The following is a 23309-nucleotide window of genomic DNA, read 5'->3' as shown; positions in this document are numbered from 1 at the left end:
GCTTCATGAACATACAATCCTCTCAGGCCAGCGGCCGCCAGATCGTCTGGTCCACTGTCATTACGATCGCGAGCGCCGCGATCCTGATTGGCGCCGAAGTGTTTGGCGCTGCGTTCGCCGGCGGCTGGGCACTCGCGATTCTGTTTGGACTCGAAGACACCGGCGCCCACATCCTGCAGGCGGTACTGTTCGCGGCCGGCGTATTCGTCATGGTGGCATTCATCCGCGGAGCTCAGCGCGTCGAGCCGTTTACGCGCCGCTTGTAAGTTGTCATCGATCAACAAAGCGGCGTTGCTGTTTGTTGTTGGTGCGCTTGGAAGCTTAACGTCTGTTCACTTTCAACACGCAAGCGCGCGCCGAGCACGGCTCTGACAATCATCTGTTAGGGAAATCTCCCAACAGACTAAAAAAAATCTTGCGCAGCAGACTCAAAGCGCCTATCTGCACTCTTGCCCAATTTCGCACGTGCCTGTGGTCGTGTGTCAGTCGGTAGGTATCCGGACAAGAGGCCGGACAGCCGCCAAGGGATGAAGAACCGAGGGTCGTTTAATCCGCCACGGATTAAGGGGCCAGCATCTCTCTCAAGAGATGCCATTGAAGGTCTTTTCCTTCCTTGCAACCGTGACTGGCAGCCGGAGGCGAACCGGTGCACCTCGTTCTCAACGGGGGACGCGACTTAAAGCAACGACGGATCGGGCTTTTTTGGTCTCTGCCGGCTCTCCACCAGCCGGCGCGATTACCGAAGAGGCTTGTCCTTCATTGCCAGGTGTGCGGGCGGGATCCCTCCCAACCAATCCACGGCAGCACAGTTCGGTTTGAGTTTTCGGCTTCGTTGCGCCTCCATCGCACGACTTGGCCGGAGCACTCATATCCGACGTCATTTTTGAACGTGTCCCCGTCGCTGGGGCCGTTTGGAGGGTGCAATGACCGAACGCATTCAGGAATTCCTGCGCAACCGCCGCAGCGAGGGCCACGACGTCGAGCCGTGCCTCGTCGTCGACCTCGAAGTCGTGCGCGACAATTACCAGACCTTTTCGAAGGCGCTGCCGGACAGTCGTGTGTTCTACGCGGTGAAAGCCAACCCGGCTCCGGAAGTGCTGTCGCTGCTTGCCTCGATGGGCTCGTGCTTCGACTGCGCATCGGTCGCCGAGATCGAGATGGCGTTGGCGGCCGGCGCATCGCCGGACCGGGTCTCGTATGGCAACACGATCAAGAAGGAGCGCGATATCGCGCGCGCCTTCGCGCTCGGTATTCGGCTGTTCGCGGTCGATTGCACGGCCGAGGTGGAGAAGATCGCCCGCGCGGCTCCAGGTGCGAAGGTGTTCTGCCGCATCCTCTACGACTGCGCCGGTGCGGAATGGCCGCTGTCGCGCAAATTCGGCTGCGATCCCGAAATGGCGGTCGAGGTGCTCGAGCTTGCCAAGCGGCAGGGCCTCGAGCCCTGGGGCATCTCGTTCCATGTCGGTTCGCAGCAGCGGAAGGTGAAGGCGTGGGACCGTGCCTTGGCGATGGCCTCGACCGTGTTCCGCGACTGCGCCGAGCGCGGCATCAACCTGTCGATGGTCAACATGGGCGGCGGATTCCCGACCAAGTACCTGAAGGACGTGCCGCCGGTCGTGCAGTACGGCCGGTCGATCTTTCGCGCGCTGCGCAAGCATTTCGGCAACCAGATCCCGGAGACCATCATCGAGCCGGGCCGCGGCATGGTCGGCAATGCCGGGATCATCGAGACCGAAGTCGTTCTGATTTCGAAAAAGAGCGACGAGGACGATGTGCGCTGGGTCTATCTCGACATCGGGAAGTTCGGCGGTCTCGCCGAGACGATGGACGAGTCGATCCGGTACGCGATCCGCACAGCGCACGATGGCGCGGAAATGACGCCATGCGTACTCGCGGGTCCGACCTGCGATTCCGCCGACGTGCTGTACGAGAAGCTGCCCTACCCGCTGCCGGTGACGCTGGAGATCGGTGACAAGGTGCTGATCGAAGGCACCGGGGCATATACCTCGACCTACTCGTCGGTGGCCTTCAATGGCTTCCCGCCGCTGCGGACGTACCACATCTGAGTGGAGCCTCAGAAGCAAAGGTCATCGGGAGCCGGTTCGCCGGCTCCCTTCCCCCCATCTCAATTTGCAACGACGCATCGCGGGTTGTTGGCATGCGAACGAGGACTCATGCGCCATGACGACCTCACGGAAAACTTCCCTAACCCTTCGCTCTGAGCCAACTCCGTTAGCGATCCGCGAGGAGCGGCCCCGCGACATCGCCGCGCGCGAGGCGCTGCTCGATACTTGTTTTGGCAGCAACCGCCACCAGCGAACCTGCCAAAGGCTGCGTGACGGGCGCATGCCGGCTGAAGGGCTCTCGTTTTCGGCCCTAAGCAGCCGTCGACTGATCGGGACCATGCGGCTGTGGCACGTCAATGCCGGCGGTGTGCCGGCGCTGTTGCTGGGACCTTTGGCGGTCGATCCCGCATGCCGCGGGTTGGGCATCGGAGCTGCCCTGGTGCGTCACGCGCTGGAGGCTGCCAGAGCGCGCGGGCATGGCGCGGTGATCCTGCTCGGTGACGCCCCCTATTATGGCCGGTTCGGTTTCTCGCCATGCAAAGCCGCCGAGCTGACGTTACCCGGCCCATTCGAGCGCGACCGCCTGCTTGCGCTGGAGTTGCGCGAGGGCGTACTCGACGGAGCCTGGGGAATGATCCTGCCCGCTGGAAAGCCGACGCCCCGAGGCAAACCGCGAGCGACCGTTCGCGCGGGCAAATTGGCGCCGCAAGTCGCCTGATCTCGCCAAGCGCAGCAAGGCGGACCCGTTTTGCTTCCATCCGCGCTCTGGTCTATTAACCCGGCGCATAAGTCTGTTGTCGAGCCGCTCGCGGTTTGGCGAAGCGGGCGCCAAGGCCAGATGCGAGGCCGGTCTCACCTAGAGGTCTCATGATGTCCCGTCGACTGATTTCTACCGGCTCGCCTTTTGAGAAGGCGGCCGGCTACAGCCGCGCCGTCATCGATGGCGATTTCGCCTTCGTTGCCGGCACCACCGGCTACGATTATTCCACCATGGTCATGCCGGTCGATGTGGTCAACCAGACGCGAAACTGCTTCAAAACCATCGACACCGTACTGAGCGAAGGCGGGTTCGCCATCACCGACGTCGTCCGGGCGACCTATTACATCACCGACGCAGCGGATGCCGATGCCGTATTCGGGGTTTGCGGCGAGACGCTCGGTGATATCAGGCCCGCCTCGACCATTCTTATCGTCGCTGGCCTCCTGAAGCCCGAGATGAAGATCGAAATCGAAGTCACCGCCAAGCGCCGAACCTGATCGTTCACGCCAAGCCTATTTCTCCGGAGACGAACTTTATGAGCCCGCCCGCCGCGCAAATCCATGCGAAAATTTCCGGCCCCATCGTGATGATCGGCTTCGGTTCGATCGGCAAAGGCACCCTGCCGTTGATCGAGCGACATTTCGGTTATGACAAGTCGCGCTTCGTCATTATCGATCCACATGAAGATGGTGAAATCGCCAAAGCGCACGGCGTGCGTTTTATCAAGCAAGCGATCACGCGGGACAATTATCGCGAGGTGCTGGTGCCGCTGTTGACGTCCGGCGGCGGCCAGGGCTTTTGCGTCAATCTTTCGGTCGACACCTCCTCGGTGGACATCATGACGATGTGCCGCGAGATCGGCGCGCTCTACATCGACACCGTCGTCGAGCCGTGGCTCGGCTTCTACTTCGACAAGAACATTGGTCCTGAGAAGCGTTCCAACTACGCGTTACGCGAGAGCCTGCTCGCGGCCAAGCACAAGAGTCCGGGCGGCACCACCGCCGTCTCCACCTGTGGCGCGAACCCGGGCATGGTGTCGTGGTTCGTCAAGCAGGCGCTGCTCGACATCGCGCGCGACACCAACACGCCATTCAACGAGCCGAAAAGTCGGGAGGGCTGGGGCCAACTCGCCCACAAGCTCGGCATCAAGGGCATCCATATTGCGGAACGCGACACCCAGCGCTCCAAGAAGCCGAAACTGATGAAGGTGTTCGTCAACACCTGGTCAGTGGAGGGGTTCGTATCCGAGGGCATGCAACCGGCCGAACTCGGCTGGGGCACGCACGAGAACTGGATGCCCGACAATGGCCGCGTACACGATTACGGCTGCGAGGCGGCGATTTATCTGCTGCAACCCGGAGCCAACACGCGCGTTCGCTCATGGTGTCCGACGCCGGGACCGCAATATGGTTTCCTGGTAACGCACAACGAGTCAATCTCGATATCGGATTATTTCACCGTGCGAGACGGCGCCAATGTGATCTACCGGCCAACCTGTCACTACGCCTACCACCCCGCCAATGATGCGGTGCTGTCGTTGCACGAGATGTTCGGCGCCACCGGGAAGATGCAACCGAAGTGGCACATCCTCGATGAGAATGAGATCGAGGACGGCATCGATGAACTGGGCGTGCTCCTCTATGGACACGCCAGGAATGCCTATTGGTACGGCTCTCAGCTCTCGATCGAGGAAACGCGGGCAATCGCGCCATATCAGAACGCGACGGGCATGCAGGTCTCGTCCGCGGTTCTCGCCGGCATGGTCTGGGCGCTGGAAAATCCAACCGTCGGAATCGTGGAGGCCGACGAGATGGACTTCCGGCGCTGCCTGGAAATTCAGCGGCCCTATCTGGGGCCGGTGAAAGGCTACTACACCAACTGGACGCCGCTCACCGATCGTCCCGGTCTTTTTCCGGAAGACATCGACACGTCAGATCCTTGGCAATTCAGGAACGTGCTGGTGCGATAAAGTAAGGCGGACGTTCCACAACGCTGAAACAGTGAATGTTATTTTTGCTGGATCGGCGGCGCCATCTTTTCGGCAGGAGCAGGCGGCAGCGCGGCTTTCGCGCCTTCCTTTTGCGCCTGTGGATCTGGTCTGGCGGGTTCGGGCGCCGGCGTGGTCGGACGCTGGCCGCCGGGTTTGGATTCTGCCGGCGCGTTGTCCTGACTGGGCGGCGGCGAGGATTGCAGCGGCTGGGTTGCCTGCGCCATCACGTGATCGCGGCTCGATAGTTGGACCAACGCCAACCCGCACATCAACAAGCCGACAACGACCATGACGGCCGCCAGCAAAAAATCCCTTGTGTAGGCACGTCTGCTATCTTCAAGGAGCATTACGTCACCGCTGGTTAGCAGCAGTAACAACGGAGGCCGGAACGCATTGTTCCGGACGGAACACGCGAGCGCGCTTAAAGCTCGAGCAGCCCAGCCTCGCCGTCATCGGTAGCGAACGCGAGCAGCGTGCCCTTGGGGTTCCAGGCCAACCCCACGACAGCGGCGCTGCCGTTCCTGTGCACGAGGATCTCGGCGCCATCAGCCAGGCGCACCAGCAGGACCGTGCCGTCGCTATAGCCGGCAGCGACGATGTCCTGCTTCGGATGACACGCCACTGTCGAGACCCGAGCCTGCAGGGGCGCCAGCATCGCGGGCTCCTTGCCCATCGGCCCATCCTTGCTGGCGAACGGCCACATGATCACGGTATCCGCACCCGAGGTGGCCAGCGCTTTACCTCCTGCACTCCATGACATCGATCGGACCCGTCCCGGATAGCCGGTCATGCGCATGTGCCTGCCATCTGCGAGCCGCCAGCCGTGCAGCGCCGGCTCGTGCATCGCGGTCACCAGAAACTTGTTGTCGGGACTGAAGGTCACGGCCAGGTGCGAGCCCGCCCATTCCAGGACTTCGGGCTTTGCGGTCATGTTGGGAAACCAGAGGGTCACCGCGTTATAATGCGCTACCGCGAGCCGCAGGCCCTTGGGCGCGAACGCCAACCCTCCGACCGTCGATGGCGCATCAAACGATTTCTCCTCGTTCTTGCCGCTGCGAACAAAAGCCGTTTTGCCAGCCGACCACGCCACCGCGCCGTCCGCATGTAGCGCGACGTTGTCGATCCAGCGTCGCTTCGCATCGGTCGCAAGCAGTTTAACCTCGCCGCTTCCATCGAGGCTCACGAGCTTGCCGTCGTCCCCGCCCATGACGAGGCGCGTACCATCCGTTATCGCGCACAAAATCCCGCCACTATGAACAGCCACTCGCGAGACGTCACCTTGCGCGTTCACCAGATAGACGTTCTCCTCGGCGCCGACGAACGCAGCCTTATCTCCGAGAAACTGCACTGAGCTCACGGGCGCGCCAATATTGACCGGGCGCACCTTATCCGTGACTGAAACGATAGAGCCTGTATTCTCGCCGGCCTGAAAATCTTTCATCACGAGGTGATACAGCTCTCAAAACCGTCGCGTATCGTCTGTTCGGGCAACTCGCGACCGATGAAGACGAGTCGACTCTCGCGCTGCTCACCCTCTTTCCAGGCGCGCTGGTGATCGCCTTCGAGCATCATGTGCACGCCCTGAAATACATAACGATCATCGTCGTCGCTGAAAGCCAGGATACCTTTCGAACGCAAGATTTTCTGCCCTTCGCTTGCGACCAAGTTCTGAAGCCAGGGCATGAATTTGGTCGGGTCGAGCGGCTTATCCGAGCGCAGCGACAGCGACTGCATTTCCTCATCATGATAGTGCTTCAGGCCATGATGGCCGTGATCGTGGTCGTGATCATGCTCGTGATGCTCGTGGCCGTGATGATCATGGCCATCGCCCGCATCGAGAAACTCGGGCTCGAGTTCGAGGATACGGTCGAGATCGAACGCGCCGCGCTCCAGCACATCGGACAGAGCCACCTTGCAGCGCTCGGTGCGATGCAGCTTGGCATAAGGATTGATCGCGCGAATCCGCGCCTCCACCTCAGCCAGTTCAGCCTTGGAGACGAGATCGGTCTTATTGAGCACGATGACGTCGGCGAACGCGATCTGGTTCTTGGCTTCCGGCGCGTCCTTCAGACGATCGCTCAGCCATTTGGCGTCGGCGACCGTCACCACCGCATCGAGCCGCGCATTCTTTTGCACGTCCTCATCCACGAAGAAGGTCTGTGCTACCGGCGCTGGATCCGCCAAGCCAGTGGTCTCGACGATGATGGCGTCGAACTTGCCCTTGCGCTTCATCAGACCATCGAGGATGCGCACGAGATCGCCGCGCACGGTGCAGCAGACGCACCCGTTATTCATCTCAAACACTTCTTCATCAGCCCCGATGATCAGATCGTTATCGATGCCGATTTCGCCAAATTCGTTGACGATCACGGCGTATTTCTTGCCGTGATTTTCCGACAAAATCCGATTGAGAAGCGTGGTCTTGCCCGCGCCGAGATAGCCGGTCAGCACCGTCACGGGAATTTTTTGAGACGTCGATTCTGGCATTTCAACTCCGAAAAGCGGGACTTGAGGCGCACACGGCAGCGGGGTGGCCCCCGCCTACTCGGCCAGCGCGCTCGTCAGGGCCTTTATATTGTGCCTGACCATGTCAATGTAAGTGGGGGCATCGCCCTTTTCGCCGGTCAAGCTGTCCGAATATAGCGTCCCGCCAACTCTGGCTCCGGTCTCGGCCGATATCCGTCGGATCAGCCGCGGATCGCTGATGTTTTCCAGGAATACGGCCGGAATTTTTTCGGTTTTGATCTGGGTGATGATCCCCGCGATATCGCGGGCGCTGGCCTCGGATTCCGTGGACACGCCGATCGGTGCGATGAATTCGATGCCGTAGGCAGATGCAAAATAGCCAAAGGCATCGTGGGTCGAGATCACCTTGCGCCGGTTTGATGGAATTCGCGCGATCGCGTCGCGCACCTCGCGATCGAGCGCATCGAGCTTCGCCAGATAGATCTCCGCCCGGCTGCGAAATACGCCGGCGTCGGCGGGATCAGCCGCCACCAGTGCGTCACGAATGTTCGCCACGTAGATCTTGGCGTTCGGCACCGACTGCCAGGCGTGCGGATCCGCATCGGAGCCGACCTTGAGCGGCGCGATGCCTTCGGTTGCCGTGACGATCGGAGCCTTGCTGCCGGACGCATGCAGCAGTCGTGCCAACCAACCCTCCAGCCCCAGACCGTTGATTACCAGCAGTTTCGAGTCGGCAATCTTTCTGGCGTCCGAGGGCGTCGGCGCATAGACGTGCACATCGCCATCGGGGCCAACGAGCGTGCTCACGCTTAGGCGATCGCCGCCGACGTTTTGCACGAAATTGCCAAGAATTGAAAAGCTGGCGATGACATTGAGACGATCCTGCGCGCGCGCGGGCAAGGCAATCGCGAGGACAAGAAAAATGAGCCCGAGCCGAAAACGCCGCATTGCGTTCCCCCGCTAGGCTTCGAGGTGTCGGCCAGGAAACATCTGCCTGATCAGGCCGCCCACAGTGCCGAACAACACGGAGGCGACATAGAGCGCTGCGCTCACCAGAATGATAGCCGGACCCGAAGGGACCTTGGTCTGGAACGAGAGCACCAAACCCGCGTAACCCGACACAAAAGCGCTCGCGACTGCAATGCAGATCATGGCAGTTAGATCGCGTGACCAGAATCGTGCGATGCCGGCGGGCAGGATCATCAGCCCAACCGCCAACAAGGTGCCGAGCGCCTGGAAACCATTGACCAAATTGATAACCACCAGGGCCAGGAACGCCAGATGCGACGGCGCGCCGGCGCGGCTCACCGTCCGCAGGAATACGGGATCCACGCTCTCGATCACCAGCGGCCGGTAGATCACAGCCAGCACGATCAACGTGATGGTTGCGTTCGCAGCGATCACGAGTAGGGTGGCATCGTCCATAGCGAGGATGTTGCCAAACAGCACATGCAGCAAATCGATGTTGGTCCCTTTGATCGAAACGATGGTGACGCCGAGCGCCAGCGAAACCAGGTAGAAGGTCGCGAGCGAAGCGTCTTCCTTTAGCCCGGTCGAACGCGCGACGACGCCGGCGAGAATGGCCACGGTAAACCCCGCGATCAATCCGCCGGTTGTCATCGCAAACAAATTGAGACCTGACAGCAGGAAGCCGATGGCCGCGCCCGGCAGGATCGCATGCGCCATTGCGTCGCCGACGAGGCTCATCCGCCGCAGCATCAGAAACACGCCGATTGGCGCGCCGCCAAGCGCGAGCGCAGTAACAGCGGCGAGCGCCCGGCGCATGAATTCAAATTCGGTGAAGGGCGCAACCAGCGCGGCATAAATCGTCGCAATGGCATTCATCGGGTCAGGCCGCCTGCGACGGTAGTTCATCCACGGCGCAGGCGGCGGCAGAGTCGTCAAAAGCTTCACACATCCGCCGCGCTTGCGCGAGGTTCTCCGCGTTCAGAACGTCGGAGGTCAAGCCCCAGGCAACCGGTCCTCGCGCCAGCAGCAGCGTTTCGGGGAAATTGGCGCGCACCAGATCCATGTCGTGCAGCGCCGCCATCACCGTGCGCTTTTCGGCATGCCAGCGCCGCAGCAAGGCGACAAGGTCGGCCGAGGTTTTGGCGTCGATCGCGTTGAAGGGCTCGTCGAGCACGATCAGCCGCGCATCCTGCAACAACACCCGAGCGAACAGCATTCGCTGCATCTGCCCGCCCGAGAGCGTACCGATCGCGCGGTTTTCAAAACCGTTCAGTCCAACTGCGGTGAGCGCCTGCGCGATCCTGTTGCGCACGCCCTTACCCATGCCTCCGAATAAGCCGACGCTGCGCCAGAGTCCGGTGCCAACGAAATCGTACACCGAGATCGGAAAACTACGATCGATATCGACGGTCTGCGGTAAGTACGCGATATCCCGGAGGTCGAGACCGCCGGTTTCGATCGAGCCGGCCAGCGGTTTGAGAATGCCGGCGATGCCGCGAAGCAGCGTGGACTTGCCCGCCCCGTTAGGACCGACAACCGCAAGCAGCGCACCGGAGGAGATTTCGCCTGACAGATGGTGCACCGCCGGGTGGCGATCATAGCCCAGCGTTACGTCGCGGAATCGCAGGGGCGCGGTCATCTTCATCGCATCGCCAGCCAGACGACGGCCCAGAGACAGGCACTGACCGCCATTGCCGCGCCGAAACGGGAGACCACAGTCATGCGCAGGATCGACCACGGCGCGGCCTGTGCCGGATGGGGCGAAGCCGGACCATGGCTGTGGGAATGCACGTGGCCGTGTTCATGGCTGGCGCTGTGGTACGGAGCGGCGGGACCGGTCATGGAACAATGTTATATTATAACATTACCACTGTCCAGAACGCGGATCGCGACGTACTGGTGCCGGTTCACGTCAAATGACGAACCAGCGCCAGACCGGCGAACAGGCCCGCAATCGAAAGAACCACCGAACCCAGCACGTAGAGCAGCGTGAGCGCGATCTGCCCGCGCTCATAGAGCAGCGCGGCGTCAAGGGAGAACGCGGAAAAGGTAGTGTACCCGCCTAGAACGCCGGTCATCAAAAAAAGGCGCCAATGCTGCGACGGTCCGCCCTTGAAGGCGAGATAACCCGCGACCAACCCCATGATGGTCGACCCGGTGATATTGATGATGAAGGTGTGATACGGAAACGCCGTCCCGAAAGCGCGCGCGGTGGCGACGTTAACGGTATGGCGCAGCGACGAACCAAGCCCCCCACCGATAAAGATCAGAAGATAGTTCATCCGAAGCTGCTTCCCCCAACGCCAGCCGAGTGGTTTTGCCGTAACCGAGTAACGCTCGCAACAAGCAAAACAGGCAACGATTGAGGGCGGCAACCGATGCTGCCGCCCTCATATCAACGAGTGAAGAGTGTCAGAGCTTTGAGAACAGCTGCTCGACATACTCCCAATTCACCAGATGATCGACGAATGCTTTCAGGTAATCGGGGCGGCGATTGCGGTAATCGATGTAGTAGGAGTGCTCCCAGACATCGACGCCAAGAACAGGCGTACCGCCATGGACCAGCGGATTTTCGCCGTTCGCCGTTTTGGTTACCTCGAGCTTGCCGTTCTTCATCGTGAGCCAAGCCCAGCCCGAGCCGAATTGCGACGCACCCGCGGCTGCGAAATCAGTCTTGAATTTCTCTAGCCCGCCAAGATCGTCATCGATTTTCTTTTGCAGGCGGCCCGGCAATTTGTTGCCGCCGCCGTTGGGCTTCATCCAATTCCAGAAATGCATGTGATTGTAGTGCTGGCCGGCATTGTTGAAGACGGCAGCATTCTTGCCGAACGAAGACTTGACGATCTCCTCGAGGGATTTGCCCTCGAATTCGGTCCCCTTGATCGCGTTATTTCCGTTGGTCACGTAAGCCTGATGATGCTTGTCGTGGTGAAATTCCAGCGTTTCCTTGGACATATGGGGTGCAAGGGCGTCATAGGCGTAAGGCAGGTTGGGGAGCGTAAAGGTCATGGGGTGATGTCCGCACTGAGGGAAGACGAGACTTAACGGAACCTCTTATAGAAGGTTCCGCTGGGCCGAAATACCGCTATTTGGCAGAACAGCGCCTCCGGCAACGCAAGGCCTAGGCGCTCCCAACAGGCCAGGAGAGCAATGAGCATCGAAATCGAGGTTTTGAACGGAAACGAGTCCTGGCCGCTCGCAGAACCCCTTTTCAACGAGGTCTGGCCGCCCGAAATCATACGAACACTGCCGTGGGCGGACATCGTCTTTGCCCACGCGGACCTGCGTGTCCTGGTTCAGACTGAAGCTGGTGAAGCTGTGTGCCATGTCGGCATCTACCGGCGCGAGGTGACATGGAATGGACGCAGAATGCGCGCAGGCGGAATCGGCGGCGTTCTGACCCGCGAAAGCTACCGCCGTCATGGATATGCGAGCGTTGCGCTCAATGCGGCCATTCAAACCTTAAAGCATGAAGGCTCCACCGACTCCGCGTTGCTTTTCTGTGAACCGCACCACGCGCCCTTCTACATGGGTCGGGGTTGGAAGCCGTTTGACGGCGAAATCTATGCCGAGCAACCGCAAGGCCGAATTCGCTTCGAGGCGATAGCGCCCTACGTTTACGAACTCAGGCGGGCGCCCCGGCAGGGCACGATCGACCTATGCGGGCTGCCCTGGTGACCTCTGCGCCGCGGAGGGCTGGCTTTTGCACCGTCCTTCTCATAGTATGTCGCTCATAATCTAATAACCAGTCCGCATTGGGCTGAAACGGCGGTGATGCATGACGATTGACGCTCCGTTGGACGCCGCTCCCGTCAGCGCTCCCGTACAAAGCCTGGTGAGCTCGCCCATCCTGCCAACCCTATTGGGGCTGGCGCTTCCCAACATGGTTGCGATGTTCGGCTCCACGCTGGTTGCCGTGGCCGAGACCTCCTATATCGGGCGGCTCGGAACGGAGCCGCTGGCAGGCATCGCGCTGGTTTTTCCGTTCGTCATGCTCACGCAAATGATGTCAGCGGGCGCCATGGGTGGTGGCGTTTCGTCGGCAATCAGCCGGGCGTTGGGCGCCGGAGACCGCGAGCGAGCGGGGGTCCTGGCGCTGCATGCGGCGGTGATTGGCACGTGCGGAGGGTTCTTCTTTACAGCGATCATGCTGCTGCTAGGGCGGGATTTCTTTAGATTGCTGGGTGGGCGCGGCGGCGTACTTGAACAAGCCTGCGACTATTCGCAGGTACTTTTCTCCGGGGCCATTGCCATTTGGCTGGTAAACACGCTCGCATCGGTGCTCCGAGGTACCGGCGACATGAGGCTGCCGTCGATAACGCTGGTCGGTGTCGCTCTGGTTCAGATCATCGTCGGTGGCACGCTCGGTCTTGGCCTTCTTGGTCTTCCGCAGTTTGGAATGCGCGGCGTCGCCGCAGGCCAACTGACGGCGTTCGCGCTCGGCGCGATATTCCTGTCATGGTATCTCATCAGCGGTCGCAGCCGGCTCACGCTTGATATTTCGAAGTTCCGTGTTCGACGTGGCATGTTGCTCGACATCCTGAAGGTCGGCGCGATCGCATGCCTGTCTCCGCTGCAGAGCGTGATGACGATCCTGATCTTCACAAAAATCCTCGCCAGCTTCGGCACCGAAATGCTGGCCGGCTACGGCATTGGCGCGCGGCTTGAATTCTTGCTGATTCCGATTTCATTTGCGATCGGCGTGGCCTCAGTGCCGATGGTCGGGATGGCAATCGGCGCCGGACTGGTGACGCGGGCGCGCCAGGTGGCATGGACCGCGGCCGGGCTGTCCGGACTGACAGTTGGCTTGGTTGGACTGATCGTCGCGATCAAGCCCGCGCTTTGGATATCGCTGTTTACCGGTGATCCCGGGGTGACGAGCGCCGCCAGTTCGTATTTTGCCTGGGCCGGGCCAACGTTCCTCTTTTTCGGCATCGGCACTTGCCTTTATTTTGCTTCGCAAGGCGCCGCAAAGGTCGGCGGCCCCGTACTTGCCTCGACTCTAAGGCTTCTCACAGTTGGGATCGGCGGCTGGTGGTTGGCCTCGATCAGTGCACCGGCGTGGACACTGTTTGCCCTGGTCGGCTGCTCCATGACGGTATTCGGCTTAAGTACGGCTGCATCGATCGGCTTAACGCGATGGGGCAAATGAGCGGCACAGCGAATTCGCGCGAGCATTGTGCCGCAGTAGCGCTCGGTCCGGTCAGATCAGGCTACGGCTCGTTTCAATGCAGTCGCGGCGGAAGCGTAACCGCCTCGCGCACCATCGATGAAGTGCACATGATCGCTCCGTAGCGCCGAGGGCGTGAAGCACGTCATCATCGCCGCGTCCTGCCGGTGCAGGCCATAGCGCGCCACCCCCGCTGAAGTGGCCTCCGCCAGTCGCTGTGTCAGCTTACGCTCCAGATCGTGCGTGCAATCGAGGACCATGCGCAATCCATCATCGTATTTGCGGAAGTCGGAATTCTCGACCACCTGCTGGATGTAGGTCTTCGGCACGAAGCCACCGACGCGGATGCCGTATCGCATAATCAGATAGGCGAACAACGTGTGCGCCAGCACCGCGATGCGTCGCTTCAACAGCGGCCCGCCGCGTTGCGCACGCGCTTCGAATTCGACACCCGCCGGAGGCCAGCGCAGCGGCGGTCCACCCGTTGGCACCGGCCGCCCCGCATCCGGACTGCGCTCGACCAGCGCGACGACATCTTCGATCAGTTTGCGAAACAAATCCGGATCTGCATCGCGCGCGGGCACGATCAGCACCGAAAGGATGAGGCCGCGGACCGAGGGAATTTCCTCGAACCGGCACGATAACCCGGTCAAGTCGGGCTGCGTACTCGACGGCGCGGCCTCGACGGCGAACTCGCCACGTTTCATTGCCGCTTCGGCCCAGCCGAGACCGCCGCCGGCAAACATCGCGTAGGATAAATTCGGTGAGGGACCGAACCGGGCCACGCGCAAGTCGAGGCCCTGGGCGCGCACCGCGGCAACCGGAACCATTGCCACCCGCATCACCAGATCGAGATCGTCCCGAACCCAGGCAGCGGTCGCGGCGAGAGCGTCCCGCGCGCGCTCATAATCGGCCGGAGAAATCGCAAAGCTCGCGCCGTCGCCGCCGAAGACGAAGGGAAACTCGCGCCCATCCAGCGCGTTTGTCACCGCGGCAATCACAGCGGCGCCGGCCATGTTGACGGCCTTGTACCGCGCTTGCGCGATTGCCTTTGTCGATTCCACGATATCGGCGATGCCGATGCTCCAATCATCGGGTAGTGGCGAATAGAGGCTTGGGTCCATCAGTCTGGCGAAGCCGCGAAAGACGGGGATCCTGCCATAGAAGATATCGCTACCGTCGGACATGCTCATGGGCGCGGCACAATCGGGTTCTGGAATAATCAACCAGATACGGTCGAGGTGAAATTACGTTTCGCGAGCAGTGAACCGCTGCTCATTACCGGCATCCGGGGGCGCGATCGCGCTCAGCTTCTGCCGTTCGGCCTCGCTGAGCGCTGCGGGCTCGGCCAGCGGCGATCCCGCCGGGCGGCGCAGAACCGAAAAGCCGATCGCAAAAAGCCCGGCAAGCAAGATCGCCAGCGGCGCTCCCCATAAGATCGCCGTGTGCCAGCTCAGCCTCGGCTTCAGCAGCACGAACTCACCATAGCGCGCCACCATGTAATCGAGCACCTGGTTGTCGCTGTCACCAGACTTAAGCCTCTCGCGCACCAGCAGACGCAGATCGCGCGCCAGTGGCGCCTCTGAGTCGTCGATGGATTGATTCTGGCACACCATGCAACGCAGCTCGTGAGAAATCTCTCGGGCACGCGCCTCCAGCACCGGATCCGGGAGAATCTCGTCGACCTGAACGGCATGCAGCGGATTTGCGCCAACAAGCACCAGCACCACTACAACCAACCGAACGCACCAGACCATTCGATATCCTTAAACGCAGCCCACTCGGTCGCCGTAGGTGGAATCATTCCGCGGGCTGCGGCATCACCCGGGCCGCCGGCCTGGGGGCGCCGATCCGCAGCCTGCGGTCGGATAATGACAGAGCGCCGCCGAGCGCCATTACCACAGCTCCGAGCCAGATCAGCAGCACAAAGGGTTTGTAATAGAGTCGCAGCGCGATCGAGCCGTCGGCATTACTGTCTCCGAGCGACAAGTAAAGCTGACTCACTCCTCGTGTCAGCAACGCGGCCTCGGTGGTCGACATGCCATCACGGGATGGAAAGACCCGTTTTGACGGCTCCATCACGCCGATCACAGTGCCCCCTGTTCGAACCGTGAAGTGCGCGGCGGTCTCGCGGTAGTTTGAGCCATCCTTGGTCACCATGCCATCGAAACTCAAATCATAACTGCTGAGAGAAACCGTCTGCGCTGGCTTGAGCGCGACGATGCGCTCGCTGCTCCAGGTCGTCCCGCAAACAATTCCGAGCAGGGTCATGCCAAGCGCAAAATGCGCCACCGTCGTTCCCCACGCCGAGCGCGGCAGTCCGGCTGCACGCCTGCCGATGGTTTCAATTGAAAAGCTGCGCAGGTCGATGCGTTCAACGATATCGGTGATGGCACCAGCCATCACGAAAAAAGCCAGACCAATCCCGAACGGGGCCAATACGGCTTCAGTGCCTTCGAACGCGAAGGTCGTGGCAAGGCCAACCATCGCAACCGCGCATGCCGCGAGCAAGCGTTGGGCTACTCCATAAAGATCGCCGCGTTTCCATGCCATCAACGGTCCAAACGGCACCGCCACCAGTAACGGCACGAACAGCGGTCCAAAAGTGAGATTGAAGAAAGGCGGGCCGACCGAAATCTTGTCGCCTGTGAGTGCCTCGAGCACCAGCGGGTATAACGTGCCGACAAACACCGTCGCGCAAGCAGTTGCAAGAAACAGGTTGTTGAATACCAGTGCGCTCTCCCGCGAGATCGGTGCGAACAGGCCACCCTGCTTGAGCAGCGGCGCACGCCAGGCAAACAGCGCAAGGCTGCCGCCGATGAACACCATCAGGATTACCAGGATGAACAGGCCGCGCGCGGGATCGTTCGAAAAGGTATGGACCGAGGTCAGCACTCCCGACCGAACCAGGAAGGTGCCGATCAGGGAAAGCGAGAAGGTGAGTATCGCAAGCAGGATGGTCCACACCCTGAGCGAATTTCGCTTCTCCATCACCACGGCTGAATGCAACAGCGCGGTACCGGCGAGCCAGGGCATCAGTGAAGCGTTCTCGACGGGGTCCCAGAACCACCAACCGCCCCAGCCGAGTTCGTAATAGGCCCAGTACGAGCCCATCGCGATTCCGAGCGTCAGACAAATCCACGCGAGCAGTGTCCATGGCCGCACCCAACGCGCCCATGCTGCGTCAATGCGGCCTTCGATCAGCGCCGCGACAGCAAACGAGAAGGCCATCGAGAAACCGACATAGCCGAGATAGAGCATCGGCGGGTGCACCGCGAGACCGAAATCCTGCAGGATCGGATTGAGATCGCGTCCCTCGACCGGCAGCTCGGCAAGCCGACGGAACGGATTCGAGGTCAAAAGGATAAAAAGATAGAACGCCGAAGCGACCCAGGACTGCACCGCCAACACATTTGCCTTGAGGGTTGCCGGCAGGTTGACGCCGAAGCATGCAACGAGAGCTCCGAACAACGCCAGGATCAATACCCACAGCAGCATGGAGCCTTCATGGTTGCCCCAGACGCTGGTGAATTTGTAGATCAGCGGCATTTGAGAGTGTGAATTCTCGTACACATTCGCGACCGAGAAATCCGAAGTCACATAGCAGTAGGTCAGCGCTGCAAACGCTACTGCGACGAAGGCAAATTGCGCCAACGCCGTCGAATCCGCGAGCTTCATGAGCACCAGATCACCCTTGCGCGCGCCCATGGCAGGCGACCAGGACTGGATGAGCGCCAGAGCTAGCGCCAGCACAAGCGCGTAGTGGCCGAGTTCGGGGATCATGGGCGCTGATACTCCGTTACTTAGCGCTTTGCAGGAGCCGCGCTCGATTGGGCGCGGCCGTCTCCTGCCAGTGCCCCTGTTTCTTCAGGGTTTCGACGACTTCGCGCGGCATGTAATTTTCATCATGCTTGGCCAATACGGTGTCGGCGATAAATGTGCCGCCCGGCTCGATATGACCCTCGGCAACGACGCCCTGGCCCTCGCGAAATAGGTCCGGGACGATACCACGGTAGTCGACGGGAATGTCCTTGTTCCCGTCGGTCACCTTGAAGTGAATCTGCAAATTGTCGCCGCGCTCCAGGCTGCCCGTCTTCACCAGGCCGCCGAGACGAACGCGTTTGCCGGGAGCTGTCTTGGTTTCGGCGATGTCGGTCGGCGAGTTGAAAAACACGATCGACTCGCGCAGAGAACCAAGCACCAGGGCAACCGCGATCGCGAGCACGCCGAGACTTGAGCCGATCAGAATCAATCGCCGCTGCTTCCGCGTCATCAACCTTCCAGTCCAAGCTCTTTGGCCAGCTCGCCGATTCGCCGGAGATTATCACTGTTGCCGGCAAGAGCGGCGCGGGCGCTGGCGGCGGCGCCCAGCGCCTTGTCGCGCTCGCCGAGCACCGAATACGCCCTGATCAGGCGAAGCCATCCGTCGACATCGGAGCCGTTCTCAGCCATGCGTTGGGCGAGACGGCTCACCATACCTTCGATCATCTCGTTGCGCTCAGTCGGCGACATCTGCGATGCCGCGGCAACCTGGCTGGCATTCGGTCCCGGCGGCGCTATCGTCAAGGACGGCGCCTTCGCTCCGGCGGGGCCGGCGACGTCTGAAGCAGGTGGAGCGATCCCGGCGCTTGAGGGTGGCAGGACGAATGTCGGGGCTTTCTCATCGATCCGCGCCAGCGCATTCTTCACAAGCGGCAGCCAGGGAGCGCCCTCGCGCGCTTTGGAGACCAGCGCCGTCCACCGCTTCAACGCTTCGTCCCGGCGACCCTCCTGTTTGGCGCTCAGCCCAAGATAGTATTCTGCCATCACGTCGTCAGGGTCGGTGGCTCCGGCCCGCTCGAACAGACTCTTTGCCTCAGGGGTTACCGCGCCGTTCGAAGCCATCACGATTGCCTCGCCAAGATCGCCGAGCCGCGCGGCGGTCGGGCCTAATAGCTCAAGCGCTTTGCGACGCGCCTCGACGGCGTCGTCGAAGCGTCCAAGACGAAGGTACACAGGCGCCAGCACCTCCCAGCCACGCCCGTTCGCGGGATTGTTCTTAAGATAGGCCTCGACTTCCGCAACGGTTTTTTCGATACCGGCAGGAAGCGCTGAAGCGTCCCTCGCCGTGCTCATCGTAACCGGAACGAAGTTAGGCGATCCGAGGGATAGATAGATAATGCTTGCGCCCAGCGGGAGCACCAGGACCGCAGCCATGAGCGTTGCCCAACGATAGCTTCCGGCGCCACCCGGTGTTGGTGCGGCGCTTTCGGATTTCGCGGTTTCCGCCGCGGCAATCAGACGGCGCGACACCTCGACCCGCGCTGCCTCGGCCTCCACGCTGCCGATCAGGCCCGCGGCTTCGTCGCGACCGATCTCGTCCAGCTGATCGCGATAGACCTCGATATCGGTTCCGGTACTGACGTACTTTCGACGGCTTGCGAGCGGCCAGCATACGGCGAACACCGCCGCAAGCGTCATCACGCCGAAAATAAGCCAGAGGATCATCAAGTCACTTTGCTGGGTGCCGGCCGAGCCGCCTTGTGTGCACCGACAGGCGTCCGAACGCCAAAGAGGTAGCCACTCAACCTTGGCATATATCAGACTTTGGTAAAACTACGACGCTACGCCGGCAAAACGCGCGCCCTCGAGACCTGCTACATAAGGATAATGCCGGATTTACCAAGCCTTTGCGACTAAACTGTCGATCCGTCCGCGGCTGGAATGCGGCCGGTTCAATATGGGTTAGTACGCAACCAGAAGCCGGTCAGCTTACTCGCTGAGAACGCTTAGGGACTGACGCGCAGCACCGCCTCGATATCACTGTTCTGCATGCCATCGCCGTTGAGTCCCGTCAGCAGGTGATCGGTTTGCGTGGCATCCCGTCGCCGAACATCGCGTTACGAGGCGGTTCCGAGCTTTCTCTCGCCGAGCATGGCGGCGATCGCCCTCTGGAGAGCATCAGGCGAATATGGCTTGCGAATAATCGTAAAGCCCTCTTCGGTGGCCACGGTGGCCTTATCACTGTAGCCGGACGCGAGGATGACGCCAATTTCAGGATGATATTCGCGTACGAGCCGACCCAGTTCCAGCCCGCTCATGCCGGGCATAACGATGTCGGACAGAACAACGTTGATATCGCGTCTCTTGTTCAAGGCTTCGATTGCCGCTTCGCCCGAATTGGCCAACAGGACTTTGCAGCCATATTGTTCGAGGTAGTCGGCTGCGACGGCTGAGACGTCGGGATGGTCCTCAACCAGCAACACCGTGGCGCTGCCAAAGGTCTTGGAAGCGCTCTCAACCAGGGGCGCAGATCTCGGCGCGGCTGGGACTGGGCTGATCGGCAGCAGTATCGTGAATGTCGCGCCGCCTCCCGGTGTGTTGGAGGCGCTTATGCTGCCATTTGATTGCTGAACAAACCCGTAGACCTGGCTCAATCCCAGGCCCGTTCCTTTGTCAACGGGTTTCGTCGTGAAGAACGGCTCGAAGATCCTCTCGCGAATGCTATCGGGTATGCCGATGCCATTGTCGGAAAACTCGATGAAGGCCGTCTCGTCAGCCGAGTCGCCGCGCCCTGCCTTTGCCGCGAACGCGCGCGTGCCGATCGTGATCGTGATCCGACCCCCATCGGGCATGGCGTCCTTTGCGTTCATGGTAAGGTTCAACAGTGCAATTTCGAGTTCATCGGGATCGACCTCTACCGCGATTTCCTTAGAAGGGGCGCGTATCTCGAGGGCGATGTCAGCCTGGATAGATTGCTCCAGCACGCCGCGAAGCTTCATCACGGATTCGGGGAGATCAACTACTTCGGGCGACAAGCTTTGCCGGCGAGAGAACGCCAACAATTTGCGAGTCAGGCGTTCGCCTTTTTGAACGGCGGACTCGATCATTTGCAACGGCGCCAACTGCTTCGGATCCTTGTTTGTGCGCTTGATCTTTTGCGCCGATCCTCCCACGACCATCAGGAGGTTATTGAAATCGTGCGCAACGCCACCGGTCAGTTGGCCCAGCGCTTCCAGCCGTTGCGCCTGCTTCAGCGCCCCCTCCGCCATCTGTCGACGCTTCGCTTCTTCATAAAGTGTTCTGGTGCGGCGAAGCGCGAGCGCGACAACGATGATGAGTGCGCCGGTAGCAGGGATCCCGAAGATCAGGTGCCGGCCCATTTGTGACAACCATTCACCGCGGATGGCCGCTGTTTCAAGGCCCGATAAGACGTACACCGGAAGTTCCGGCAGCTTGAGGTAGCTGACACGACGCCTCACGCCATCGATCAGGGAAGTGACCGTGAGTGCCCCCTCGAGGGGATGGGCGCCGAACGCCTTCATCAGCCCTCCATGCGGCGGTAGCCGCACCTCTCCGTCCAAGGCCGGATATCGCGCGAGAATCAGTCCGTCAGCTCGGATGAGAGAGAAATAGCTGCCCGGCCTGCCGATCTTCGCATAAAATCCCTCGAAATATTCCGGCAGCACCGACACCTGAATGATTCCGGTGAAGCTTCCATCGGCGCTTATTCTGCGCCGGCTGATGCCAAAGAACGGAGCACCGCTGTACGGCGCCCGAGGCCGCAACACCGTCCCGATGAACGTGCCGACATCGTGCTCAACATGGGCTTTAAAGTAGTCGCGGTCAGAAAAATCGACGCTGGGCGCAGGATAGGTGAGACTGTTGACCAGCGCACGGCCAACACGGTCAAAAATCCAGAACGATTTAACCTCGGTCGAACTGTTGACCATCCGCTCCAGGCGATGGTGCAACTTTTCCTGGTTTGCGGAAATCTCGACATCCGACATGTCGCGGATGATTTCGTTGATTTCGGCTATGCTGCGCTCGACCGCCTCGAAGACCTTCAACGCGTGCTCGTTCAGTATATCACGCGACCGTTCGATCTGGTCCTCCGCCACGATTTCGTTGTTCTTGTAGCTCTGCCAGGCGGCGAAGCAAAAGAGCAGCGCCGGAACCGCAACTGCGGCCACCAGAACGCTTTGCAACAGCCTGATCGATTGCCGCTGGGCAGTCAGCATGCCCGTACGCCCCATGCCAAGGCCACAACTGTAGCGAAAAAAAGCAAGGACGCGAGTCCCGCCGTATCATCGTTGGGCGCTCTCCGGTGCTTGCCGCGGGACGGTCCGCCGTACGGCAGCCGACGTCCGCGCCTCGGTAGGGGCGAGTGGAACCATTCGAGCCCCGTCTCGATTGAGAGCGGTGCGTCTCACATACGAAGCGGTTGCGGAGGTCCAGAATGAAAATCGCGGGACTGGTCGGCATAACCGACGAAGAACTGATCGTCCGCGCCATGCGCGATGCTCAATCCCTGCTGTCCGAGCACATCGAACGTGGTCCCTACGATGCGGAGCAGGCGATCACTGAATTGCTCGAGGTCATCGATCGACCGGACATCGTCGCGGCTACCAATCGTTTGTGCAGTGAATTCGGGTTGCGGCCCTCAAGATCGCGGTAAGTCACACTCACAATGGCGTCTTCAAAGGCTCCCCGGGAGCGCGATCGAGCGGCGGGTGCGGGCGTGCCATGCCGGAAGACCCAGCCGCCGGTTGATCATTGCTTACCAATTGCGGACCGGCGTTTTCGCCGTAGATCGCAAATGCCGCCGCAACCACGACGACGGCAACCAAGGTCAAAAATATCGTGCGAACGTATTTGTACATCTCCAAATCGTCCGTCTCGGCGATGAAACAACCAACCCGCGATGTCGTGGGTGGTTCCGCGTCCTTCGCAACTCAAACGAAGCCGATGGAAGCGTCAGGCTTTATCCTGGCTAAGAAGCTCAATGTAGCGTTCGGCCGACTTTTCAACCGCGGATGCGGCATTGCTCATGACCTGGCGCCCTGGAAATGCACCGTAAACTCGATCGAACTTCCGGGATGCCAGTGTGTCGGCGATGCGACGCACGGTATTCGCTGAAAGCGGCATCATGTTTGGGTAGCTCCAAAGAAACGACACCCAGCTGACATCCGGCGCTACCTGTACGATGTCGCCACTCAAGATTGCACCGCGCCCATCCGCGCCGTTGGCCCAGTGAAGCACGGCGCCACCAGGAAAGTGGCCTCCAAGCCTGAGCAAGGTAACACTCTGCGCGATCTCCAGCGTCTCGCCCTGCCAAAGTTGCAGCGACGGATCTGGACGCATGATCCATTGTGAATCGGCGGCATGAAGATAGACCGGACAATCAAAGCGGCGCGCCCAATCCTGCATGCACGTATAATAATGGGGGTGCGAAATCGCGATTCCATGAAGGCCACCAAGTTCCAGAATCAATGCCACGGTCGCATCGTCGAGCAAGGTAATGCAGTCCCAAAGGATATTCTTCCGGGGGGTCCGCAACAGAAGTGCGCGCTGGCCGATCGCGAACCGTGGATGAGTGTGAATCTCGAACAGGTCTGTTTCCAATTGCCTCCACCCATTGACGTGGCTGCTGGCTAGCTTTTCCGGAGTGGTCCAAAGCTGTCCTGCAGCCGGCACGTACTGACGCTCGTCCTCGCAGATCGGACAAGCGCGGGGCGGTGAGGATGTATCCGGAAACGAGGTGCCGCACGTAGCGCAGATATGGATGGGCATTGAACACTCTTTCAAAGCGGCGGTCGTTGGCTAAACACAGCCGAAGCGAAACGGATCGCGAAATCGTTTGACCCGAGTGCCGCGTTGAGCCGAGGAACCCGGTTCAAATGGCGGTGTTGAGCCACATGCGCAATGACCCGAAAAACCCCAAACCAAAGCGCCGGCCAAAGCCTGACACGAAGCTGCCGCCGGCCGGTGCCCATGCCAAGCCGGAACTCACGGATTCGGAGAAAACGCCGGGAAGTGGAGTAATGCCCGATCCCGACGAAAAGGACGTGGAAGCTCCGAGCGGGTGAAAGTCGGTGATATCTGCCCATGCGCTGCGCACATTCACAT

At 60.7% G+C, this 23309-nt stretch carries 25 protein-coding genes; 8 read left to right on the top strand and 17 right to left on the bottom strand.

Features of this window, described 5'->3' with window-relative positions; genetic code table 11:
• The first annotated feature begins 5 nt into the window (after nt 1-5).
• The 5 genes from VJV58_RS00370 (at nt 6) to VJV58_RS00350 (ending at nt 4795) form a co-directional block, all read left to right on the top strand.
• A complete protein-coding gene (locus VJV58_RS00370) occupies nt 6-266 on the top strand; it encodes a hypothetical protein (RefSeq protein WP_324135319.1) in 261 nt (86 codons plus the stop codon).
• Between the two features lie 657 nt (nt 267-923).
• A complete protein-coding gene (locus VJV58_RS00365) occupies nt 924-2066 on the top strand; it encodes a type III PLP-dependent enzyme (protein ID WP_324135318.1) in 1143 nt (380 codons plus the stop codon).
• 115 nt (nt 2067-2181) lie between these two features.
• Complete coding sequence (locus VJV58_RS00360) at nt 2182-2784, top strand: N-acetyltransferase (protein WP_324135317.1); 603 nt, start codon at nt 2182-2184, stop codon at nt 2782-2784.
• Between the two features lie 152 nt (nt 2785-2936).
• Entirely contained in the window at nt 2937-3323 is a 387-nt protein-coding gene (locus tag VJV58_RS00355; RefSeq protein WP_324135316.1) for a RidA family protein, read from the top strand.
• A 38-nt stretch (nt 3324-3361) separates the two neighbouring features.
• On the top strand, nt 3362-4795 hold the full coding sequence (locus VJV58_RS00350; RefSeq protein ID WP_324135315.1) for a homospermidine synthase: 1434 nt from the start codon (nt 3362-3364) through the stop codon (nt 4793-4795).
• Between the two features lie 38 nt (nt 4796-4833).
• Here VJV58_RS00350 and VJV58_RS00345 read toward each other — a convergent pair whose 3' ends face one another.
• The 9 genes from VJV58_RS00345 to VJV58_RS00305 form a co-directional block, all read right to left on the bottom strand.
• Complete coding sequence (locus VJV58_RS00345; RefSeq protein WP_324135314.1) at nt 4834-5163, bottom strand: hypothetical protein; 330 nt, start codon at nt 5161-5163, stop codon at nt 4834-4836.
• 74 nt (nt 5164-5237) lie between these two features.
• On the bottom strand, nt 5238-6257 hold the full coding sequence (locus tag VJV58_RS00340; protein ID WP_324135327.1) for a WD40 repeat domain-containing protein: 1020 nt from the start codon (nt 6255-6257) through the stop codon (nt 5238-5240).
• A complete protein-coding gene (locus VJV58_RS00335) occupies nt 6257-7303 on the bottom strand; it encodes a GTP-binding protein (protein WP_324135313.1) in 1047 nt (348 codons plus the stop codon). Before VJV58_RS00335 ends, VJV58_RS00340 begins: the two co-directional genes overlap by 1 nt.
• A gap of 54 nt (nt 7304-7357) precedes the next feature.
• Complete coding sequence (locus tag VJV58_RS00330) at nt 7358-8230, bottom strand: metal ABC transporter substrate-binding protein (RefSeq protein WP_324135312.1); 873 nt, start codon at nt 8228-8230, stop codon at nt 7358-7360.
• 12 nt (nt 8231-8242) lie between these two features.
• Nucleotides 8243-9127 carry a metal ABC transporter permease gene (locus tag VJV58_RS00325; RefSeq protein ID WP_324135311.1) on the bottom strand — a complete coding sequence of 295 codons (885 nt, stop codon included), beginning with the start codon at nt 9125-9127 and terminating at the stop codon, nt 8243-8245.
• 4 nt (nt 9128-9131) lie between these two features.
• Nucleotides 9132-9890, bottom strand: coding sequence for an ABC transporter ATP-binding protein (locus VJV58_RS00320; RefSeq protein WP_324135310.1), 759 nt, complete (start codon nt 9888-9890; stop codon nt 9132-9134).
• A 2-nt stretch (nt 9891-9892) separates the two neighbouring features.
• On the bottom strand, nt 9893-10093 hold the full coding sequence (locus VJV58_RS00315) for a hypothetical protein (protein ID WP_324135309.1): 201 nt from the start codon (nt 10091-10093) through the stop codon (nt 9893-9895).
• 65 nt (nt 10094-10158) lie between these two features.
• Entirely contained in the window at nt 10159-10533 is a 375-nt protein-coding gene (gene crcB / locus VJV58_RS00310; RefSeq protein ID WP_324135308.1) for a fluoride efflux transporter CrcB, read from the bottom strand.
• Nucleotides 10534-10663: 130 nt separating this feature from the next.
• A complete protein-coding gene (locus tag VJV58_RS00305; RefSeq protein WP_324135307.1) occupies nt 10664-11260 on the bottom strand; it encodes a superoxide dismutase in 597 nt (198 codons plus the stop codon).
• A gap of 141 nt (nt 11261-11401) precedes the next feature.
• Between VJV58_RS00305 and VJV58_RS00300 the strand changes: the two genes are divergently transcribed.
• Complete coding sequence (locus VJV58_RS00300) at nt 11402-11929, top strand: GNAT family N-acetyltransferase (RefSeq protein ID WP_324135306.1); 528 nt, start codon at nt 11402-11404, stop codon at nt 11927-11929.
• A gap of 100 nt (nt 11930-12029) precedes the next feature.
• Entirely contained in the window at nt 12030-13403 is a 1374-nt protein-coding gene (locus tag VJV58_RS00295) for an MATE family efflux transporter (RefSeq protein ID WP_324135305.1), read from the top strand.
• Nucleotides 13404-13459: 56 nt separating this feature from the next.
• Here the strand turns inward: VJV58_RS00295 and VJV58_RS00290 are convergent, their stop codons facing one another.
• From VJV58_RS00290 to VJV58_RS00265, 6 genes are all read right to left on the bottom strand, one after another.
• Nucleotides 13460-14608, bottom strand: a complete 1149-nt coding sequence (locus VJV58_RS00290; protein ID WP_324135326.1) for a DUF3095 domain-containing protein — start codon at nt 14606-14608, stop codon at nt 13460-13462.
• Nucleotides 14609-14668: 60 nt separating this feature from the next.
• Nucleotides 14669-15178 carry a cytochrome c-type biogenesis protein gene (locus tag VJV58_RS00285; RefSeq protein WP_324135304.1) on the bottom strand — a complete coding sequence of 170 codons (510 nt, stop codon included), beginning with the start codon at nt 15176-15178 and terminating at the stop codon, nt 14669-14671.
• Nucleotides 15179-15221: 43 nt separating this feature from the next.
• On the bottom strand, nt 15222-17204 hold the full coding sequence (locus VJV58_RS00280; RefSeq protein ID WP_324135303.1) for a heme lyase CcmF/NrfE family subunit: 1983 nt from the start codon (nt 17202-17204) through the stop codon (nt 15222-15224).
• Nucleotides 17205-17220: 16 nt separating this feature from the next.
• The gene (gene ccmE / locus VJV58_RS00275) at nt 17221-17694 is read right to left on the bottom strand and encodes a cytochrome c maturation protein CcmE (RefSeq protein WP_324135302.1); all 474 of its coding nucleotides are present in this window, start codon (nt 17692-17694) and stop codon (nt 17221-17223) included.
• Nucleotides 17694-18908 carry a c-type cytochrome biogenesis protein CcmI gene (gene ccmI, locus VJV58_RS00270; protein ID WP_324135301.1) on the bottom strand — a complete coding sequence of 405 codons (1215 nt, stop codon included), beginning with the start codon at nt 18906-18908 and terminating at the stop codon, nt 17694-17696. Before ccmI ends, ccmE begins: the two co-directional genes overlap by 1 nt.
• 392 nt (nt 18909-19300) lie before the next feature.
• The gene (locus VJV58_RS00265; RefSeq protein ID WP_324135300.1) at nt 19301-21421 is read right to left on the bottom strand and encodes a hybrid sensor histidine kinase/response regulator; all 2121 of its coding nucleotides are present in this window, start codon (nt 21419-21421) and stop codon (nt 19301-19303) included.
• 218 nt (nt 21422-21639) lie between these two features.
• Here VJV58_RS00265 and VJV58_RS00260 point away from each other — a divergent pair, with 218 nt between their 5' ends.
• Nucleotides 21640-21858, top strand: a complete 219-nt coding sequence (locus tag VJV58_RS00260; protein ID WP_324135299.1) for a hypothetical protein — start codon at nt 21640-21642, stop codon at nt 21856-21858.
• Nucleotides 21859-21865: 7 nt separating this feature from the next.
• Here VJV58_RS00260 and VJV58_RS00255 read toward each other — a convergent pair whose 3' ends face one another.
• Nucleotides 21866-22063 (bottom strand): hypothetical protein, encoded by a 198-nt coding sequence (locus tag VJV58_RS00255; RefSeq protein WP_324135298.1) that lies wholly within the window; start codon nt 22061-22063, stop codon nt 21866-21868.
• A gap of 94 nt (nt 22064-22157) precedes the next feature.
• Nucleotides 22158-22973: an MBL fold metallo-hydrolase gene (locus VJV58_RS00250; RefSeq protein WP_349254726.1), complete on the bottom strand. Its 816-nt coding sequence runs from the start codon at nt 22971-22973 to the stop codon at nt 22158-22160.
• Nucleotides 22974-23309: the final 336 nt, after the last annotated feature.

Origin of the sequence: Bradyrhizobium sp., assembly GCF_035273305.1 — a bacterium.
GTDB lineage: Bacteria > Pseudomonadota > Alphaproteobacteria > Rhizobiales > Xanthobacteraceae > Bradyrhizobium.
This window is presented reverse-complemented; position numbering and strand designations above follow the sequence as displayed.

Coding starts and splice junctions, on each gene's coding strand:
- VJV58_RS00370 (WP_324135319.1), top strand. CDS start 6: ATGAACATACAATCCTCTCAGGCCAGCGGCCGCCAGATCGTCTGGTCC.
- VJV58_RS00365 (WP_324135318.1), top strand. CDS start 924: ATGACCGAACGCATTCAGGAATTCCTGCGCAACCGCCGCAGCGAGGGC.
- VJV58_RS00360 (WP_324135317.1), top strand. CDS start 2,182: ATGACGACCTCACGGAAAACTTCCCTAACCCTTCGCTCTGAGCCAACT.
- VJV58_RS00355 (WP_324135316.1), top strand. CDS start 2,937: ATGTCCCGTCGACTGATTTCTACCGGCTCGCCTTTTGAGAAGGCGGCC.
- VJV58_RS00350 (WP_324135315.1), top strand. CDS start 3,362: ATGAGCCCGCCCGCCGCGCAAATCCATGCGAAAATTTCCGGCCCCATC.
- VJV58_RS00345 (WP_324135314.1), bottom strand. CDS start 5,163: ATGCTCCTTGAAGATAGCAGACGTGCCTACACAAGGGATTTTTTGCTG.
- VJV58_RS00340 (WP_324135327.1), bottom strand. CDS start 6,257: ATGAAAGATTTTCAGGCCGGCGAGAATACAGGCTCTATCGTTTCAGTC.
- VJV58_RS00335 (WP_324135313.1), bottom strand. CDS start 7,303: ATGCCAGAATCGACGTCTCAAAAAATTCCCGTGACGGTGCTGACCGGC.
- VJV58_RS00330 (WP_324135312.1), bottom strand. CDS start 8,230: ATGCGGCGTTTTCGGCTCGGGCTCATTTTTCTTGTCCTCGCGATTGCC.
- VJV58_RS00325 (WP_324135311.1), bottom strand. CDS start 9,127: ATGAATGCCATTGCGACGATTTATGCCGCGCTGGTTGCGCCCTTCACC.
- VJV58_RS00320 (WP_324135310.1), bottom strand. CDS start 9,890: ATGACCGCGCCCCTGCGATTCCGCGACGTAACGCTGGGCTATGATCGC.
- VJV58_RS00315 (WP_324135309.1), bottom strand. CDS start 10,093: ATGACCGGTCCCGCCGCTCCGTACCACAGCGCCAGCCATGAACACGGC.
- crcB (WP_324135308.1), bottom strand. CDS start 10,533: ATGAACTATCTTCTGATCTTTATCGGTGGGGGGCTTGGTTCGTCGCTG.
- VJV58_RS00305 (WP_324135307.1), bottom strand. CDS start 11,260: ATGACCTTTACGCTCCCCAACCTGCCTTACGCCTATGACGCCCTTGCA.
- VJV58_RS00300 (WP_324135306.1), top strand. CDS start 11,402: ATGAGCATCGAAATCGAGGTTTTGAACGGAAACGAGTCCTGGCCGCTC.
- VJV58_RS00295 (WP_324135305.1), top strand. CDS start 12,030: ATGACGATTGACGCTCCGTTGGACGCCGCTCCCGTCAGCGCTCCCGTA.
- VJV58_RS00290 (WP_324135326.1), bottom strand. CDS start 14,608: ATGTCCGACGGTAGCGATATCTTCTATGGCAGGATCCCCGTCTTTCGC.
- VJV58_RS00285 (WP_324135304.1), bottom strand. CDS start 15,178: ATGGTCTGGTGCGTTCGGTTGGTTGTAGTGGTGCTGGTGCTTGTTGGC.
- VJV58_RS00280 (WP_324135303.1), bottom strand. CDS start 17,204: ATGATCCCCGAACTCGGCCACTACGCGCTTGTGCTGGCGCTAGCTCTG.
- ccmE (WP_324135302.1), bottom strand. CDS start 17,694: ATGACGCGGAAGCAGCGGCGATTGATTCTGATCGGCTCAAGTCTCGGC.
- ccmI (WP_324135301.1), bottom strand. CDS start 18,908: ATGATCCTCTGGCTTATTTTCGGCGTGATGACGCTTGCGGCGGTGTTC.
- VJV58_RS00265 (WP_324135300.1), bottom strand. CDS start 21,421: ATGCTGACTGCCCAGCGGCAATCGATCAGGCTGTTGCAAAGCGTTCTG.
- VJV58_RS00260 (WP_324135299.1), top strand. CDS start 21,640: ATGAAAATCGCGGGACTGGTCGGCATAACCGACGAAGAACTGATCGTC.
- VJV58_RS00255 (WP_324135298.1), bottom strand. CDS start 22,063: ATGTACAAATACGTTCGCACGATATTTTTGACCTTGGTTGCCGTCGTC.
- VJV58_RS00250 (WP_349254726.1), bottom strand. CDS start 22,973: ATGCCCATCCATATCTGCGCTACGTGCGGCACCTCGTTTCCGGATACA.